This is a genomic window from Paucibacter sp. XJ19-41 (genome assembly GCF_028462495.1).
Classification (GTDB): domain Bacteria; phylum Pseudomonadota; class Gammaproteobacteria; order Burkholderiales; family Burkholderiaceae_C; genus Roseateles_E.
Genome location: NZ_JAQOWX010000058.1, coordinates 19,787 through 35,072 on the forward strand (window position 1 = coordinate 19,787; position 15,286 = coordinate 35,072).

Annotated in this window: 13 protein-coding genes; 8 read left to right on the forward strand and 5 right to left on the reverse strand. The window is 65.2% G+C overall.

Annotation, left to right across the window (positions count from 1 at the left end; genetic code table 11):
• Positions 1-42: 42 nt before the first annotated feature.
• A complete protein-coding gene (ubiB, locus tag PO768_RS15895; protein ID WP_272646828.1) occupies positions 43-1,602 on the reverse strand; it encodes a ubiquinone biosynthesis regulatory protein kinase UbiB in 1,560 nt (519 codons plus the stop codon).
• Positions 1,599-2,129: a hypothetical protein gene (locus PO768_RS15900; protein WP_272646829.1), complete on the reverse strand. Its 531-nt coding sequence runs from the start codon at positions 2,127-2,129 to the stop codon at positions 1,599-1,601. The genes ubiB and PO768_RS15900 overlap by 4 nt, the downstream gene beginning before the upstream one ends.
• Positions 2,130-2,315: 186 nt before the next feature.
• On the opposite strand from PO768_RS15900, the gene PO768_RS15905 reads away from it, so the two are divergent.
• From PO768_RS15905 to rfbC, 8 genes are read left to right on the forward strand one after another with little or no spacing between them, the layout of a single operon-like run.
• Positions 2,316-3,710 (forward strand): undecaprenyl-phosphate glucose phosphotransferase, encoded by a 1,395-nt coding sequence (locus PO768_RS15905; protein WP_137944072.1) that lies wholly within the window; start codon positions 2,316-2,318, stop codon positions 3,708-3,710.
• A gap of 38 nt (positions 3,711-3,748) precedes the next feature.
• Positions 3,749-4,957: a hypothetical protein gene (locus PO768_RS15910; protein WP_272646830.1), complete on the forward strand. Its 1,209-nt coding sequence runs from the start codon at positions 3,749-3,751 to the stop codon at positions 4,955-4,957.
• Positions 4,958-4,969: 12 nt separating this feature from the next.
• Positions 4,970-5,989 (forward strand): UDP-glucose 4-epimerase GalE, encoded by a 1,020-nt coding sequence (gene galE / locus PO768_RS15915; protein ID WP_272646831.1) that lies wholly within the window; start codon positions 4,970-4,972, stop codon positions 5,987-5,989.
• The gene (locus tag PO768_RS15920) at positions 5,986-7,425 is read left to right on the forward strand and encodes a mannose-1-phosphate guanylyltransferase/mannose-6-phosphate isomerase (RefSeq protein ID WP_272646832.1); all 1,440 of its coding nucleotides are present in this window, start codon (positions 5,986-5,988) and stop codon (positions 7,423-7,425) included. The genes galE and PO768_RS15920 overlap by 4 nt, the downstream gene beginning before the upstream one ends.
• Before the next feature lie 18 nt (positions 7,426-7,443).
• Positions 7,444-8,502, forward strand: coding sequence for a dTDP-glucose 4,6-dehydratase (gene rfbB, locus PO768_RS15925; RefSeq protein WP_272646833.1), 1,059 nt, complete (start codon positions 7,444-7,446; stop codon positions 8,500-8,502).
• Between the two features lie 12 nt (positions 8,503-8,514).
• A complete protein-coding gene (gene rfbD, locus PO768_RS15930) occupies positions 8,515-9,396 on the forward strand; it encodes a dTDP-4-dehydrorhamnose reductase (RefSeq protein WP_272646834.1) in 882 nt (293 codons plus the stop codon).
• Between the two features lie 11 nt (positions 9,397-9,407).
• Entirely contained in the window at positions 9,408-10,292 is an 885-nt protein-coding gene (gene rfbA / locus PO768_RS15935; RefSeq protein ID WP_272646835.1) for a glucose-1-phosphate thymidylyltransferase RfbA, read from the forward strand.
• 11 nt (positions 10,293-10,303) lie between these two features.
• The gene (rfbC, locus tag PO768_RS15940) at positions 10,304-10,855 is read left to right on the forward strand and encodes a dTDP-4-dehydrorhamnose 3,5-epimerase (protein WP_272646836.1); all 552 of its coding nucleotides are present in this window, start codon (positions 10,304-10,306) and stop codon (positions 10,853-10,855) included.
• 37 nt (positions 10,856-10,892) lie between these two features.
• Here rfbC and PO768_RS15945 read toward each other — a convergent pair whose 3' ends face one another.
• The 3 genes from PO768_RS15945 to PO768_RS15955 form a co-directional block, all read right to left on the reverse strand.
• The gene (locus PO768_RS15945) at positions 10,893-13,106 is read right to left on the reverse strand and encodes a CotH kinase family protein (protein WP_272646837.1); all 2,214 of its coding nucleotides are present in this window, start codon (positions 13,104-13,106) and stop codon (positions 10,893-10,895) included.
• Between the two features lie 103 nt (positions 13,107-13,209).
• Positions 13,210-13,791, reverse strand: coding sequence for a PEP-CTERM sorting domain-containing protein (locus tag PO768_RS15950; RefSeq protein WP_272646838.1), 582 nt, complete (start codon positions 13,789-13,791; stop codon positions 13,210-13,212).
• Positions 13,792-13,988: 197 nt separating this feature from the next.
• Positions 13,989-15,092 carry an NDP-sugar synthase gene (locus tag PO768_RS15955; RefSeq protein ID WP_272646839.1) on the reverse strand — a complete coding sequence of 368 codons (1,104 nt, stop codon included), beginning with the start codon at positions 15,090-15,092 and terminating at the stop codon, positions 13,989-13,991.
• Positions 15,093-15,286: the final 194 nt, after the last annotated feature.

The window sequence follows — 15,286 nt, forward strand, 5'->3', positions numbered from 1 at the left end:
GCTTGTCCGGCGGTTTTCGGCGTTTTTTCGCGGCGCGGTGCTTCAGCTCAGCAGACCGCCGCGCACCAGGATCTGTGCCAGCACCAGGCCGAAAGTGAAGCCGATGCCGGTGTAGAGCACCGCACGCAGCAGCCAGTTGGTGCGACGCTGCTCGCGCAGCAGGGCCAGCAGCAGCTGGCTGTCCTGCGGGCCGGCCTGCTTCTTCAGGCTGTCATGCAACAGCCGCGGCAGCTCGGGGAAGAGCTGGGCATAGCGCGGCGCCTCCTTGGTCAGCTGATTGACGAAGGCGCGCCAGCCGACCTGCTCGTTCATCCAGCGCTCCAGAAAGGGCTTGGCCGTGGCCCAGAGGTCCAGATCGGGGTCGAGCTGGCGGCCCAGGCCCTCGATATTCAAAAGCGTCTTCTGCAGCAGCACCAGCTGCGGCTGGATCTCGACATTGAAGCGGCGCGAGGTCTGGAACAAGCGCATCAGCACCTGGCCCAGCGAGATGTCCTTCAGCGGCCGGTCGAAATGCGGCTCGCAGACGGCCCGCACCGCGCTCTCCAGCTCGTCGACCCGGGTCTGGGGCGGCACCCAGCCCGAGGCGATGTGCAGCTCGGCGACGCGCTTGTAGTCGCGCCGGAAGAAGGCGATGAAGTTCTGCGCCAGGTATTCCTTGTCGACCTCGGTGAGGGTGCCGATGATGCCGAAGTCCAGCGCGATATAGCGGCCGAAGGTGGCCGCGTCCAGGCTGACCTGGATATTGCCCGGGTGCATATCGGCGTGAAAGAAGCCGTCGCGGAACACCTGGGTGAAGAAGATCGTGACGCCGTCGCGGGCCAGCTTCTTGATGTCGATGCCGGCGGTGCGCAGACGCTCGAGCTGCGAGATCGGCACGCCCGACATGCGCTCCATCACGATGACCTCGGAGCTGCACAGCTCCCAGTGCATCTCCGGCACCATCACCAGATTGAGGTCGGCCATATTGCGGCGCAGCTGGGCCGCATTGGCGGCCTCGCGCACCAGATCGAGCTCGTCATGCAGATAGGTATCGAACTCGGCCACCACCTCGCGCGGCTTCAGACGCCGGCCGTCGGCCGAGAGCCGCTCGACCCAGCCGGCCACGGTGCGCAGCAGGGCCATATCGTCTTCGATGATGTCCAGCATGCCGGGCCGCAAGACCTTGACCGCAACTTCGCGGCCGTCGTGCAGCACCGCGAAATGCACCTGCGCGATCGAGGCGCTGGCCACCGGCTCGGCATCGAAGCTCTTGAACAGCTGCTCGACCGGCTTGCCGAAGGCCTTCTCGACCAGGGCCTGCGACACGGCGGCCGGGAACGGCGGCACATTGTCCTGCAGCCGCGAGAGCTCGGCGACGATGTCGGCCGGCACCAGATCGCGCCGGGTCGACAAGACCTGGCCGAACTTGACAAAGATCGGCCCCAGATGCTCGAGCGCCAGGCGCAGGCGCACGCCACGCGGCTGGTCCCAGTTGCGGCCCACCGAGATCAGGCGGCGCAGCAGGCGCAGGCGGCGTTGGCGGAAACCCGAGAGCGCGAGCTCGTCGAGCCCGAAGCGCAGCACCGTCCAGACGATGACCAGCAGGCGGGCGAAATACCTCATGCGCCGCCGCGCCCGGAGGAGCCCCCGGGCATCAGGCCGGCAGCGCCGCGCGCCAGCGTCGCCAGCCCCTGAGACGCCGCGCGGCCCCATCGGGCCAGCTGATGCGCCGGCATCGCGCCGACCAGCTGGGCCAGATCATCCTCGATGTCCCAGCGCAGGTTGTCCATCAGCCAGCTGATGTCGCCGGCCAGCGCCGCGTCGCCCTGCACCGAGACCTGGGGTCGCTCGCCGGTCAGGCTGCCCAGGGCTAGCAGGGCCGGGTTGGAGGCGTCGAGCTCGATGCGCAAGGCATCGGCCGGCGCGGCGTCAAGCCGCTCCAGCAGGCCGGCACGAGTAATGCTTAGCACCAGATCGGGAGCCGGCGGCAGCAGCGCCGGCCAGCCCCGCAGATGCACCAGCACGGCGCGGCCGGCATGGGGAGCCAGGCGGGCCGTCGCGGCCGCCTCGCGCCCGATGACATGATTGAGCAACAGGCAGATGCGATCCTGCACGGCCGGGGCGAAGAGGTGGGACCAGTCTTGAAGCATGTTTCGGATTGTAGGCAGGCGCGCGGACCCAGCGAGTTAGGGGGGTGAGGCGCGAGCGGCGTGTCACAGGAATTGAGGGAGAATTCGCGGTCCGTGATCTGACCATGGGAGGCAGGTTGCGGGCGCGTGAGTTGGCGGGTATTGCATTTCGCAAGGCCCAAACCTACGCCCAGGAGCAAAAGGACGATGTTCGAGGATCGCAGTTACAAAAGAACTTTCTATAGCGCGCCGCAATCGGTCGAATCCTTGATCGCCGCTTTTCTGGAACCCGGCATCATTGTCCTGAGCTATCTGCTCGTCAACGCCTTCTTCGACGAACCGGTATTGCGCTCCACACTGACCCTGTGCCTGCTGATATTTGCGCTGACATTTCCGGGCCGCAATCGTTTTGCCGAGCATCCGGCCAGCGCCGGCATCGATGTGCTGAGCTCCTGGGTCATGCTGCTGGCGATTCTGGCGCTGTGCGGTTATGCCACCAGCTCGATGGGCTATTTCGAGAACGAGGTGCTGCTGTGGTGGGCCATCATCACGCCGCTGGCGCAGATGGTGGCCATCGAGATCGGCCGGCGCCTGCGCCGCTGGATGGGCGCGCGCCCCGAGGCACGTCGCTCCGCCGTGATCGTCGGCGCCGGGCCACTGGGCGCCAAGGTGGCGCGGGCGCTGCGTGACGGCAGCGACAGCGGCATCGATTTCCTCGGCTACTTCGACGACCGCCAGGACGAGCGCCTGCACCCAGACGCCAGCGACCGGCTGCTGGGCACGCTGGCCCAGGTCAGCGAGCAGGTGCGCGCGCTGGGCGTGCGCGAGGTCTATATCACCTTGCCGTTGGGGTCGCAGCCGCGCATCGTGCAGCTGCTGGAGCAGTTGCAGGGCACGACCGCGTCCCTCTTCTTCGTGCCCGATGTGTTCGGTATTTCCATCATCCAGGGCCGTCTGCAGGATATGAACGGTGTGCCGGTCGTGGGTATCTGCGAAACCCCGTTCACCGGCACCAATGAGCTGATCAAGCGCATCAGCGATGTGGTGCTGGCCAGCCTCATCCTGGTGCTGATCTCGCCCATCATGCTGGCCCTGGCGATCGGCGTGAAGCTGAGCTCGCCCGGTCCCATCATCTTCAAACAGCGCCGCAACGGCCTCGATGGCGAGGAGATCATCGTCTACAAGTTCCGCTCGATGCGGGCCATGGACAACGGCGCGGTGGTCAAGCAGGCCACCAAGGGCGACCCGCGCATCACCAAGTTCGGCGCCTTCATCCGGCGCACCTCGCTGGACGAGTTGCCGCAGTTCATCAATGTGCTGCAGGGCCGCATGAGTATCGTCGGACCGCGCCCGCATGCGGTCGCGCACAACGAGGAATATCGCCAGCTGATCAAGGCCTATATGGTGCGCCACAAGGTCAAGCCGGGTATCACCGGCTGGGCCCAGGTGAATGGTCTGCGCGGCGAAACCGACACCATCGACAAGATGAAAGCCCGGGTCGAATATGACCTCGAGTATCTGCGCAATTGGTCGCTGGGCCTGGATTTGCAAATCATCGTGCGCACCGTGCGACTGGTACTTTTTGACCGCCACGCTTATTGATTGCGCGCCGCGCGGCTCTGAATGAAATGGAGGATTGGATGAATATGGCGCAACACCGATATACCCTGCTGACGGCCAGCCTGCTGTGCGCGCTGCCGGCCCTGGCCCAGCAAAGCCCTTACTACCTCGGTGCCTCCCTGGGCGTGACCCATGTGTCGAATATCTACCGCAGCACGCCCGGCCAGCCGAGCAATAGCGACAACGTCACCACCGCCACCTTGCTGGCCGGGCTGGACCAGCGCATCGGCCGCCAGCGCCTGTTCGGCGATGCCTCGATCCGCGCCAATCACTATGAAAACAACAGATCACTGCGTAACAACGGTTACGCATTGAATGCAGGTGTTGACTGGCAAACGATAGAGCGGCTGTCGGGCCAGCTGAGCGTCAACTCGAACCGCAGCCTGGCCCAGTTCAACCCCGGCAATGGGGCACCCGAGATCACGAAGAAGAACATCGAGCAAACCGACCAGGCCCGCGCCTCGGTGCGCTACGGCCTGGTGTCGCTGCTGTCGCTGGACGCCTCGCTGACACACCGCCGACGCGACTACTCGGCCAGCGAGTACAACCGATATGACTACAGCCAGAACGCCGTCTCGCTGGGCGTCACCTACCGGCCCAGCAGCGCCCTGACCCTGGGCGTCGCCGGTCGGTACACGGACGGCAAATACCCGCGCTTCCAACCGGTCGCCAATGGCTTCCAGTCCGATGATTACACCCGCAAGGACATCGACCTGACCGGCACCTGGGTGGCCAGCGGGGCCAGCACCCTGAGTGGTCGACTGAGCTTTGGCAAACGCGACGCCAGCCAGGCCTCATCGCGCGACTTTTCCGGCGGCACCGGCAGCATCAGCTGGAAATGGCAGCCCACGGCCAAGCTGCTGATCAACAGCAACCTGATGCGGGACAGCGGTGACGAGACCTCGTTCGCGACCAACGGCATGATCAGCGACTACAGCCGCATCACGACCAGCGCCTCGGTCAACGCCAGCTACGAGTTGACCGGCAAGATCGTTCTCGACGCGGGTCTGAACTACGCTGATCGAGACCTCACCGACCCCTTCCTCAACACGCAAATCAAGTCCGGCGACAAGACCACCACGCTGAGCTTGGGCGGCCGCTGGGCGGTGAACCGCAGCACGACCCTGGGCTGCCAGCTCAACCGCGACAAGCGCACCGGCCTGTCCATCCTGTCCACCCCGTACAGCGCCAACAGTTACGGCTGCTACGCGCAGCTGATGGTGCGCTGAAGAATCGCAGCGATGAGCCAAAAGATCCTGCTGACCGGCGCAACCGGCTATATCGCCTCGCACACCTGGCTGGCCCTGCTGGCGGCCGGGCACGAGGTCGTCGGTGTCGACGACTTCTCCAACAGCTCGCCCGAGGTGCTGAAGCGGCTGGCCCGGCTCGGCGGCAGCACGCCCGAATTCGAGCGCGCCGATGTCTGTGATGCGGCAGCGATGGAGGCGGTGTTTGCCCGCCACAAGCCCGCTGCGGTCGTGCATTTCGCCGCCTTCAAGGCGGTCGGTGAGTCCACCGCGATGCCGCTGGCCTATTACCGCAACAACCTCGGCGGCCTGGTCAACACCTGCGAGACCATGCGCCGCCATGGCTGCGAGCGCATCGTCTTCAGTTCCAGCGCCACCGTCTACGGCGCGCCCGAGTCGCTGCCGCTGCGCGAGGACGCCCCGCTGTCGGCCGTCAACCCCTACGGCGCCACCAAGCTGATGGGCGAGACGATTCTGCACGACCTGGGTGCGGCCGAGCCAAACTGGCAGACCGCCGCGCTGCGCTACTTCAACCCGGTCGGCGCGCACGAGAGCGGCCTGATCGGCGAAGACCCGCGCGGCATCCCGAACAATCTGATGCCTTATGTCACCCAGGTGGCCGTGGGCCGGCGCGCCGAGCTGCAGGTCTTTGGCAGCGACTACGACACGCCCGACGGCACCGGCGTGCGCGACTATATCCATGTGAGCGATCTGGCCGAAGGCCATGTTGCGGCGCTGCGCTTTCTGCTCGACGGCCGTGACTCGATCACCGCCAATCTGGGCACCGGCCGTGGCTACAGCGTGCTGGAGGTCGTGCGCGCCTTCGAGGCGGCCAGCGGGAAAGCCGTGCCCTACAAGCTGGTGCCGCGCCGCGCTGGCGACGTGGCCGCCTGCTATGCCGACCCCACGCTGGCACGTCAGCGGCTTGGCTGGCAGGCCAAGCATGACCTCGCCCGCATGTGTGAAGACAGCTGGCGCTGGCAAAGCATGAACCCCAAGGGATACGAAGAATGAGCACGATACAAGTCCAACCCGTCATCATGGCTGGCGGCAGCGGCACGCGGCTGTGGCCGTTGTCGCGGGCCGGTTACCCCAAGCAGTTCCTGGTGCTGGAGGGCAATACCAGCCTGTTCCAACAGGCGGCCACCCGGCTGGCCGCGCTGGCCTCGCCCGATCTGGCGCTGGCCGGCCCGCTGATCGTCGGCAACGAGGAGCACCGCTTCCTGGTGCTCGATCAGCTGCGCGAGACCAAGGCCGAGCCCAGTGCCGTGCTGCTGGAGCCGATGGGCCGCAATACCGCGCCGGCGATGACATTGGCCGCTCTGCAGGCGATGGAAGGCGGCGCGGACCCTGTGCTGGTGGTGACCCCGGCCGACCAGACCGTCACTCAGCCTGAAGCCTTTACCGCTGCGCTGCAGCAGGCCGTGCGCCGCGCCGCCGACGGCGCCATCGTGATCCTGGGCATCACGCCGGACCGGCCCGAGACCGGCTACGGCTATATCCGCGCCGAAGCGGCAGGCGCCGGCCTGGCCGTGGCCCAGTTCGTCGAGAAACCCGATCTCGTCACCGCCGAGGGCTATCTGCGCGAGGGGGGCTACTACTGGAACAGCGGCATGTTCGTGCTGCGTGCCAGCACCTGGCTCAAGGCCTTGCAGCGTTTCCGCCCCGACATCCTGGAGGCCACCCGTGCCGCCTTCGCGGCCCGCAAGGCAGACGACAAATTCGTGCGCCCGGGCAAGGCCGAGTTCGCCGCCGTGCCCAGCGAATCGGTCGACTATGCGGTGATGGAGCACTGCCCCGGCAGCGATATCCCTCTGGCCATGGTCGAGCTCGATGCCGGCTGGAATGATCTGGGCGCCTGGGAGGCGGTCTGGCAGGTCACGGCCAAGGACGCCGATGGCAACGCCAGCCGCGGCGACGCCATCGTCAAGGACAGCCGCAACACCCTGGTGCACGCAACCAGCCGCCTGGTCAGCGTGGTCGGCCTCGATGACATCGTCGTCGTCGAGACGGCGGACGCCGTGCTGGTGGCCGACCGCAGCAAGAGCCAGGACGTCAAGAAGATCGTCCAGCAGCTAGCTGCCAGCCAGCGCGGCGAGCAGACCCTGCACCGCAAGGTCCACCGCCCCTGGGGCTGGTATGACAGCATCGATATGGGCGAGCGCTTCCAGGTCAAGCGCATCATGGTCAAGCCCGGCGCGACGCTGAGCCTGCAGATGCACCACCACCGCGCCGAGCACTGGATCGTCGTCTCCGGCACCGCCGAGGTCACCAACGGCGACAAGGTCATCCTCTTGACCGAGAACCAGAGCACCTATATCCCGCTGGGCCAGACCCACCGCCTGGCCAACCCCGGCAAGCTGCCGCTGGAGATCATCGAAGTACAGTCGGGCTCCTATCTGGGCGAGGACGACATCGTGCGCTTCGAAGACACCTATGGCCGCAATTAATCACAAAGTGAGCAAGACATGACCCTCCTCGTCACCGGCGGTGCCGGCTTCATCGGCAGCAACTTCGTGCTGGACTGGCTGCGCCAGTCCGATGAAAAAATCATCAACCTCGATGCGCTGACCTATGCCGGCAATCTCGAGAACCTGGCCAGCCTGCAAGGCGACGCCCGCCATGTGTTTGTGCAGGGCGATGTCTGCGACCGTGCACTGATCGACAAGCTGCTGGCCGAGCACCGCCCGCGCGCCATCGTGCATTTCGCCGCCGAGAGCCATGTGGACCGCTCGATCAGCGGCCCCGGCGCCTTCATGCGCACCAATATCGAGGGCACTTACACCCTGCTCGAGGCCGCGCGCGCCTACTGGAACCCGCTGCCCGAGGCAGACAAGGCAGCTTTCCGCTTTCACCATGTCTCGACCGACGAGGTCTATGGCTCGCTGGCCAAGGACGACCCCGCCTTTGCCGAGACCAAGACCTACGAGCCCAACAGCCCCTACTCGGCCAGCAAGGCCGCCAGCGACCATCTGGTGCGGGCCTGGCACCACACCTACGGCCTGCCGGTGCTGACCACCAACTGCAGCAATAACTACGGCCCCTATCACTTCCCCGAGAAGCTGATCCCGCTGATGATCGTCAATGCGCTGGCCGGCAAAGCGCTGCCGGTCTATGGCGACGGCCAGCAGATCCGCGATTGGCTTTACGTCACCGACCACGCCAGCGCGATCCGCGCCGTGCTGGCCGGCGGCAAGCCCGGCGAGGTCTACAACGTCGGCGGTTGGAACGAGAAGGCCAATATCGACATCGTCAAGACGGTCTGCGCCCTGCTCGACGAGCTGCGGCCCGACCCGGCCGGCCCCTACGCCCGCCTGATCACTTATGTCACCGACCGTCCCGGTCACGACCGCCGCTACGCGATCGATGCCCGCAAGATCGAGCGCGAGCTGGGCTGGCGCCCGGCCGAGACCTTCGACACCGGCATCCGCAAGACCGTGCAGTGGTATCTGGATCATCCCGACTGGGTCCAACATGTGCAGTCCGGCAGCTACCGCGACTGGGTGTCCAAGCAGTACGGTGCCTGAGGAACGACACGCATGAAGATTCTGCTGCTGGGCAAGAACGGCCAGGTCGGCTGGGAGCTGCAGCGCGCCTTGGCGCCGCTGGGTGAGCTGGTTGCGCTGGATCGCCATCAAGGTGCCGATCTCGCCGACATCGAGGCGCTGGCCGCCACCGTGCGCGCCCAGGCGCCGCAGGTCATCGTCAATGCGGCCGCCTACACCGCCGTCGACAAGGCCGAGAGCGAGCCCGAACTGGCCCGTCAGATCAACACCTTGGCCCCGGCCCGGCTGGCGCTGGAGGCCAAGGCCTTGGGCGCGCTGCTGCTGCACTACACCACCGACTATGACTTCGACGGCAGCGGCAGCGACGCCCGCGCCGAAGATGCCCCGACCGCGCCGCTGAGCGTCTATGGCCGAACCAAGCTCGATGGCGAACAGGCCATACGCGCCAGCGGCTGCCAGCACCTCATCCTGCGCACCAGCTGGGTCTATGCGGCGCGTGGCGGCAACTTCGCCAAGACCATGCTGCGCCTGGCTGCCGAGCGGGAGCAGCTCAAGGTGATCGCCGACCAGATCGGCGCGCCCACCGGCGCCGACCTGCTGGCCGATCTGAGCGCTCACATGATTCGCGCCACCCGTGCCCAGCCCGCGCTGGCCGGTACCTATCACGCGGTGGCCAGCGGCGAATCCAGCTGGCATGCCTATGCCCACTATGTGATCGAGTTCGCCCGAGCGCGCGGCAAGCCCGTCAAGGTGGCGCCCGATCAGGTGCTGGCCATACCCACCAGCGACTACCCGACCCCGGCCACGCGCCCGTTGAACTCGCGCCTGGCCAATACCAAGCTGCAACAGCGCTTCGGCCTGACCCTGCCGCATTGGCAGCAAGGCGTCGAGCGCATGCTCCACGAAATACTCTGAAGGGAACTCTGATGAAAAACCGCAAAGGCATCATCCTCGCCGGAGGCTCCGGCACCCGGCTGCACCCCGCCACCCTGGCGATGAGCAAGCAGTTGCTGCCGGTCTACGACAAGCCGATGGTCTACTACCCGCTGTCCACCCTGATGCTGGCCGGCATCCGCGACATCCTCTTGATCAGCACGCCGCAGGACACGCCGCGCTTCGAGGCCCTGCTGGGCGACGGCCGCCGCTGGGGCCTGAACATCAGCTACTGCGTGCAGCCCAGTCCCGACGGCCTGGCTCAGGCCTTCATCCTCGGCAAGGATTTCATTGATGGCGCGCCCAGCGCCCTGGTGCTGGGCGACAACATCTATTACGGCCATGACTTTCAGGGCCTGCTGAGCAATGCCACCGCGCAGACCAGCGGCGCCAGCGTGTTCGCCTATCACGTCACCGACCCCGAGCGCTATGGCGTGGTCGAGTTCGATGCCAAGCAGCAAGCCCTGTCCATTGAAGAAAAGCCCAAGGCCCCGAAGAGCAATTACGCGGTCACCGGTCTGTATTTCTATGACGAGCAGGTCTGCGATATCGCCGCCGCGATCAAGCCCAGCCCGCGCGGCGAACTCGAGATCACCGACGTCAACGCCCAGTATCTGAAACAGGGCCAGCTGCAGGTCGAGATCATGGGACGCGGCTATGCCTGGCTGGACACCGGCACCCACGACAGCCTGCTCGAGGCCGGCCAGTTCATCGCCACACTGGAAAAGCGCCAGGGCCTGAAGGTCGCCTGCCCCGAGGAGATCGCCTTCCGCTCCGGCTGGATCACGGCCGAGCAGCTCGAAGCGCTGGCCAAGCCGCTCTTGAAGAACGGCTACGGCCAATACCTGCAAAAACTCCTGAACGACCGCGCTTTCTGAGCGGCTACCCGATGAAGATCACCCCCACCTCCCTGCCCGAAGTCCTGATCATCGAACCCAAGGTCTTCGGCGATGCCCGCGGTTTCTTCACCGAAAGCTGGAACGAGGCCGTCTTCAACGCGGCGGTCGGCTACGACGTGCGCTTTGTGCAGGACAACCACTCACGTTCCGCCCGTGGCGTGCTGCGCGGCCTGCACTACCAGTTGCCGCCCCATGCCCAGGGCAAGCTGGTGCGGGTGGTCAGCGGCGCGGTCTTCGATGTGGCCGTGGACATGCGCAAATCCAGCCCCAATTTCGGGCGCTGGGAAGGCGCGGAGCTGACGGCCGACAACCACAAGCAGCTGTGGATACCGCCGGGCTTCGCCCATGGCTTTCTGGTGCTCAGCGAAACGGCGGACTTCCTCTACAAGACCACCGACACTTATGCCCCACAGGCCGAAGGCTGCGTGCGCTGGGACGATCCGGCCATCGGCATCCAGTGGCCCGCCACCGGCGTGGCCCCGCTGCTCGCCGACAAGGACGCGAAGGCACCGCTGCTGGCTGAGGCCAAGTACTTCGACTGATCCCCGGCATCCCGCTGCCGGGGAGCATGGTGCGACATCACTGCGCGTACATGCGATCTCTGGGCAGCTGATTCAAGGTCAGACGCCCTGGCAGCTTCCAGAACACCGAGACGGTGGACGGTCCGGTCAGATCAGCATGCTCGATCACGATAGGGTAGCGAGCCCCCCCAACCAGATTGATCGGAGCACTCCGGTAAATCGTGTTGCCTTTGGCATCGCCCCATTGATTAGCCATCAACTGACCATTGATCCACACCCGGATCCGATCATCGGACGAAATCTCAAGCTCGTAGCTGCCACTCGACTCCGCCTCCACGACACCACTCCAACGCACGGACCAGTTGTTCAGTCCTATGCCCTGGCCCGGTTCGTCGTACCAGATGCGGTTCGGGTCCTCGGTGGTGGTGTAGACCGGCTGACCCGACAAATCCGGATTGCTGTAGTACTGGGCAAACAGACCCGGGCCGGCGCCAGGGCCCACCTTGTTGATCGACAACTCCACATCCATCCACGCCAGGCGTCGCTGCAACCAGTCCTTCAGAGCGACCACTTCACCGGTATATGAACCGGTCACCACGCGGTTGGGCCAGACATAGGTATTCAGGATCGGCCATTGCTGGAAGTTCCTGAGCTGGGCGCTCGACAGATAGGCTGCCCGGTCGTCGATATAGTGGAACATCCAGGCAAACACGCCATCGGCCTTGAGCTGAGCCCAGCGCGCATGCAGCTGCTGGACAAAATACTCATCCTGCAGCAGCCGGCCAAACCATCGCCCCCACAACATCCAGCCCTCGGCCAAGAAGGGAGCATCGCCGTAGTCGATATTGCCTAAAGTGATGTCGAAGTCCCAGAACGGCCCGAGATGCAGCTTGCCGTTGCGAGGCTTGTACATATAGGGGCTGAAAGTCATATTGCCATCAACGTTCTTGCTGAGTTCGTTGACGATGTAGTAGTCCACCGCCGAGGCCACATCGAGATAGGCCCGCCAGCCGAGTTGCGGGTCCTTGAACTGGGTCCCGAGCAAGGCCTGCTCAAACGCTTCGATATAGGAGGTGATGTACTGGCGCTGCGCGCTGCGGTTGGCGTCCAGCAGGGTTTCCGGATCGGCAGCGCAGAAGACAATGCCGGTCAACGATGAATCAAAGCAGAACGCCTCGCCTCGGCGCAGGTCGGCCTCCAGCAGATAGCCACCGGTGATCACATCGGGCCCGGTCTGCGACGCACTGAGACTGGGGATGTTGACCCGGTAAGGCCCGATACGTACATGCTCCGCCAGCTGATAGGCGCCCTCATAGCGCCCGTTGAGTGTCAGCTCGACATGGCGCGAACGGGAGGCCCAGGGCTGCCCCATGCGATGAGCCAACGCCAGTACGAGATCGGTGCGAATCAGACTTTTGTCGGCATAGTTGGCCAACAACACCCAATGCCGATTGGCCGGCATGTCCAACAGCTCGGCGCTGCTGTTCAGGCGCAGACGATAGGGCTTCTTGGGCATGCTCCAGGTCGAATTGCCGCGGCCGCGGATCTCGGTACGCACGTCGTGCAACACATTGCCCTTGAAGTCGCTCAGCGTGAACTGGGCCGGTACATAGGTCTCTTTGTCCAGAATAGGCAAGGCCCCATCGGTATTGATGACCAGCCGGTAGGGCGGCAGCTCAGGCGGCAAACGCCCACGAAAGCTCGCATAAGTCGTGCGGCCCGGGCTGCCCACATCGCCCCGTACCGAGCGCGCTGAGCGCTCGACATCATTGCTAACCGAAGCCACCCAGCGGCTGACATCGTTGAGCCCCAGCACGCCGAAACTCGAGGATCGAGCACTGACACCCTCGGTGCGGGGCCCGCCCAGCGTTTCATCGCCGAAGCTCAGGCGGTCCACGCGATAGCCGGCCGCGTCGTACAAATTGATCTCGTCGCTGCGACCCAGGTTGTTGGTGTAGCCGCCAATGATCTTGATCTTCTGGCTGAGCCCCCACTCCGCCCTGAAAGCCGCCGCACTGGATTCGGTGATCAGCACCGACTCGCCCGGATTCACGACACCGAAGGCCGACAGATCGAGCTGGCCGACGCGGCGACCGTTGTCATCAAAGCTCCAGCGCCGCATATCAACCGGCGCGCTGCCCAAATTCGTGAACTCGACGAACTCACCGCCGGCGCCGCCATACATCCACTCGGTGATCCGCAACGAGGCCCAGGCGGCCGACTGGCTCGCCATGCCCATCAACAGGACCAAGGCGTAAACAAAGGTCTTCATGAGCTTGCTCCTTTGATTCGGCTGATGCCGCCGAGCCCCCCTGCCATCATGCCCAGGCGCTGCCCTGGGGAGAGGGGGATGAAGGCCTATCGCCCGCCTCGGGTCAGAGCGCGGCCCGGCGGCGCTGCACCGCCGCCCCGATCAGCCCGAGGCCGGCCAGCAACAAGGCGTAGCTGGCGGGTTCGGGCACCGGTTGATAGAACACCCGCAGATTGCCAGCGCTCACCTGGGCATTGACACCGGGGTCGAGAAAGATCTCATAGGCCGTCACCCAGACCCTGCCGTCAGCCACGGCGAAAGGGCCGCCACTACCGCTGCCCGTGACGCCGCCCCAAGCGCCGGAGGCCGGGCCGAAGACGCCTGAGGCATCGACCGTCGATGGCGACCAGTCTAGATAGCTGCTGCCGCTCACGCTGTTGACCGACAGCACGAACTCGTTCAAGAAACTGCCACCGACAGTCTCGAAGCGCAAACCGGTGTACTCGAAGCCGGTGATGATCGACCCGGCACCGATATCGACGAAGGCCTCGCTGTTGCCGACCTCGCCCAGAGCCCCGACCGTCTGCCAGCCCGCCAGATTGATGTCAAACGATGCCGCATGCACCGGCACCGACAGGGCCAGCACCAGTGTGGGGAATGCGATGGCACGGGGCAAAACACGGGAGATGACAGTGGTTCCAGGCATGATTTCCCTTTGCAGCAGTCGGCGAGCGGCGCTGCGAGGCACCAACTCAGTGCCCGGATGGTATGCCTGGTGATGACGGTTTTGTGACGATATTTACCCCCTTGTTCAAGGGGAATCAGCACAGCTCAGGACGAATCAGAAGGCCCCTGCGGGCCTTCTGTGGTTGCTGGGCATCACCTGACTATGGCGAGCGGCACTCAGGCGCGCGCGTCGCCCCAGCGCAGCGGCGTGACCTCGTCGCCCACATAGCTGGTATGGCCGCTGCGGTCCACGCAGTACTGCGGCGACATGATCATCTCCTGCACCAGCATGCCCTCGCCGATGCGGGTGTGCTCGATCAGCACCGAGCGCTCCACCGTGCAGCCGCCGCGCAGATGCGAGCCGTGACCTATCCAGGTCGGGCCCACCACCTTGGCGCCGGCCTCGATGCGCACGTTCGAGCCGATGTACACCGGCCCCTCGATCTGCACCTTGTCCCAGTCCACCGAGGTGTTCAGGCCCACCCACACCTGCGGGCGCACCTCGCGGCCCGGCACCTGCATCTGCGCCACCTCGCCGGCCAGCACGCGCTGCGTCACGGACCAGTAGTCGGCCACCCGGCCGATGTCGATCCACTCAAACGGCCGGTTCTGCGCATAGAAGGGCAGGCCCTTTTCGACCAGCAGCGGGAACAGATCGCTGCCGATGTCGAACTCGCGGCCCGGCGGGATCAGGTCCAGCACGGCGGGCTCGAAGATGTAGATGCCGGTGGAGGCCAGGGTGCTCCTGGCCTCCTCGGGCTTGGGCTTCTCCTGGAAGGAGGTCACCCGGCCGTCGGCGTCGGCCACGACAATGCCGTAGTTCTTGGTCTCCGAGCGCGGCACATCCAGGGTCACGACGCTGGCGATCGCACCCTTGGCCTTGTGCTCGGCCAGCGCGGCCTCAATGTCCAGGTCGATGATGGCGTCGCCGCACAGCACGATGAAGGTCTCGTCGAAGAAGCCGCCGAAGTCCTGGATCTTGCGCATGCCGCCGGCCGAGCCGACCGGCTTGCACACCACCTCGCCCTGCTCGCGAACGCCTTCGTAGCTGTAGCCCAGCTCGACACCCCAGCGATCACCGTCGCCGAAGTAGTTCTCGATCTTCCAGTGCATGAAGGCCACGTTGACCATGATCTGCTTGACGTCGTAGCGCGCCAGATGCTCGATCAGATAGGCCATCACCGGCTTGCCCAGGATGGGCACCATGGGCTTGGGTGTGTGCTTGGTCAGCGGCCGCACCCGCGTGCCTTGGCCGGCGGCCAGAATCATTGCTTTTGCCATTCGGAACTCCCTTCAAACAACTCAGAAAACAGGGGCAAGCAAGGCGAGGCCAACCACCGTCATCAAGACGCCACCGGGCTGGCACCGCGGCCGATGCCATAGTGCTCAATGCCCAGGGTCTTCATCGTGGCCGGGTCATACAGATTGCGCCCGTCAAAAATCACCGGCTGCGCCAGCGCGGCCTTGATGCCGTC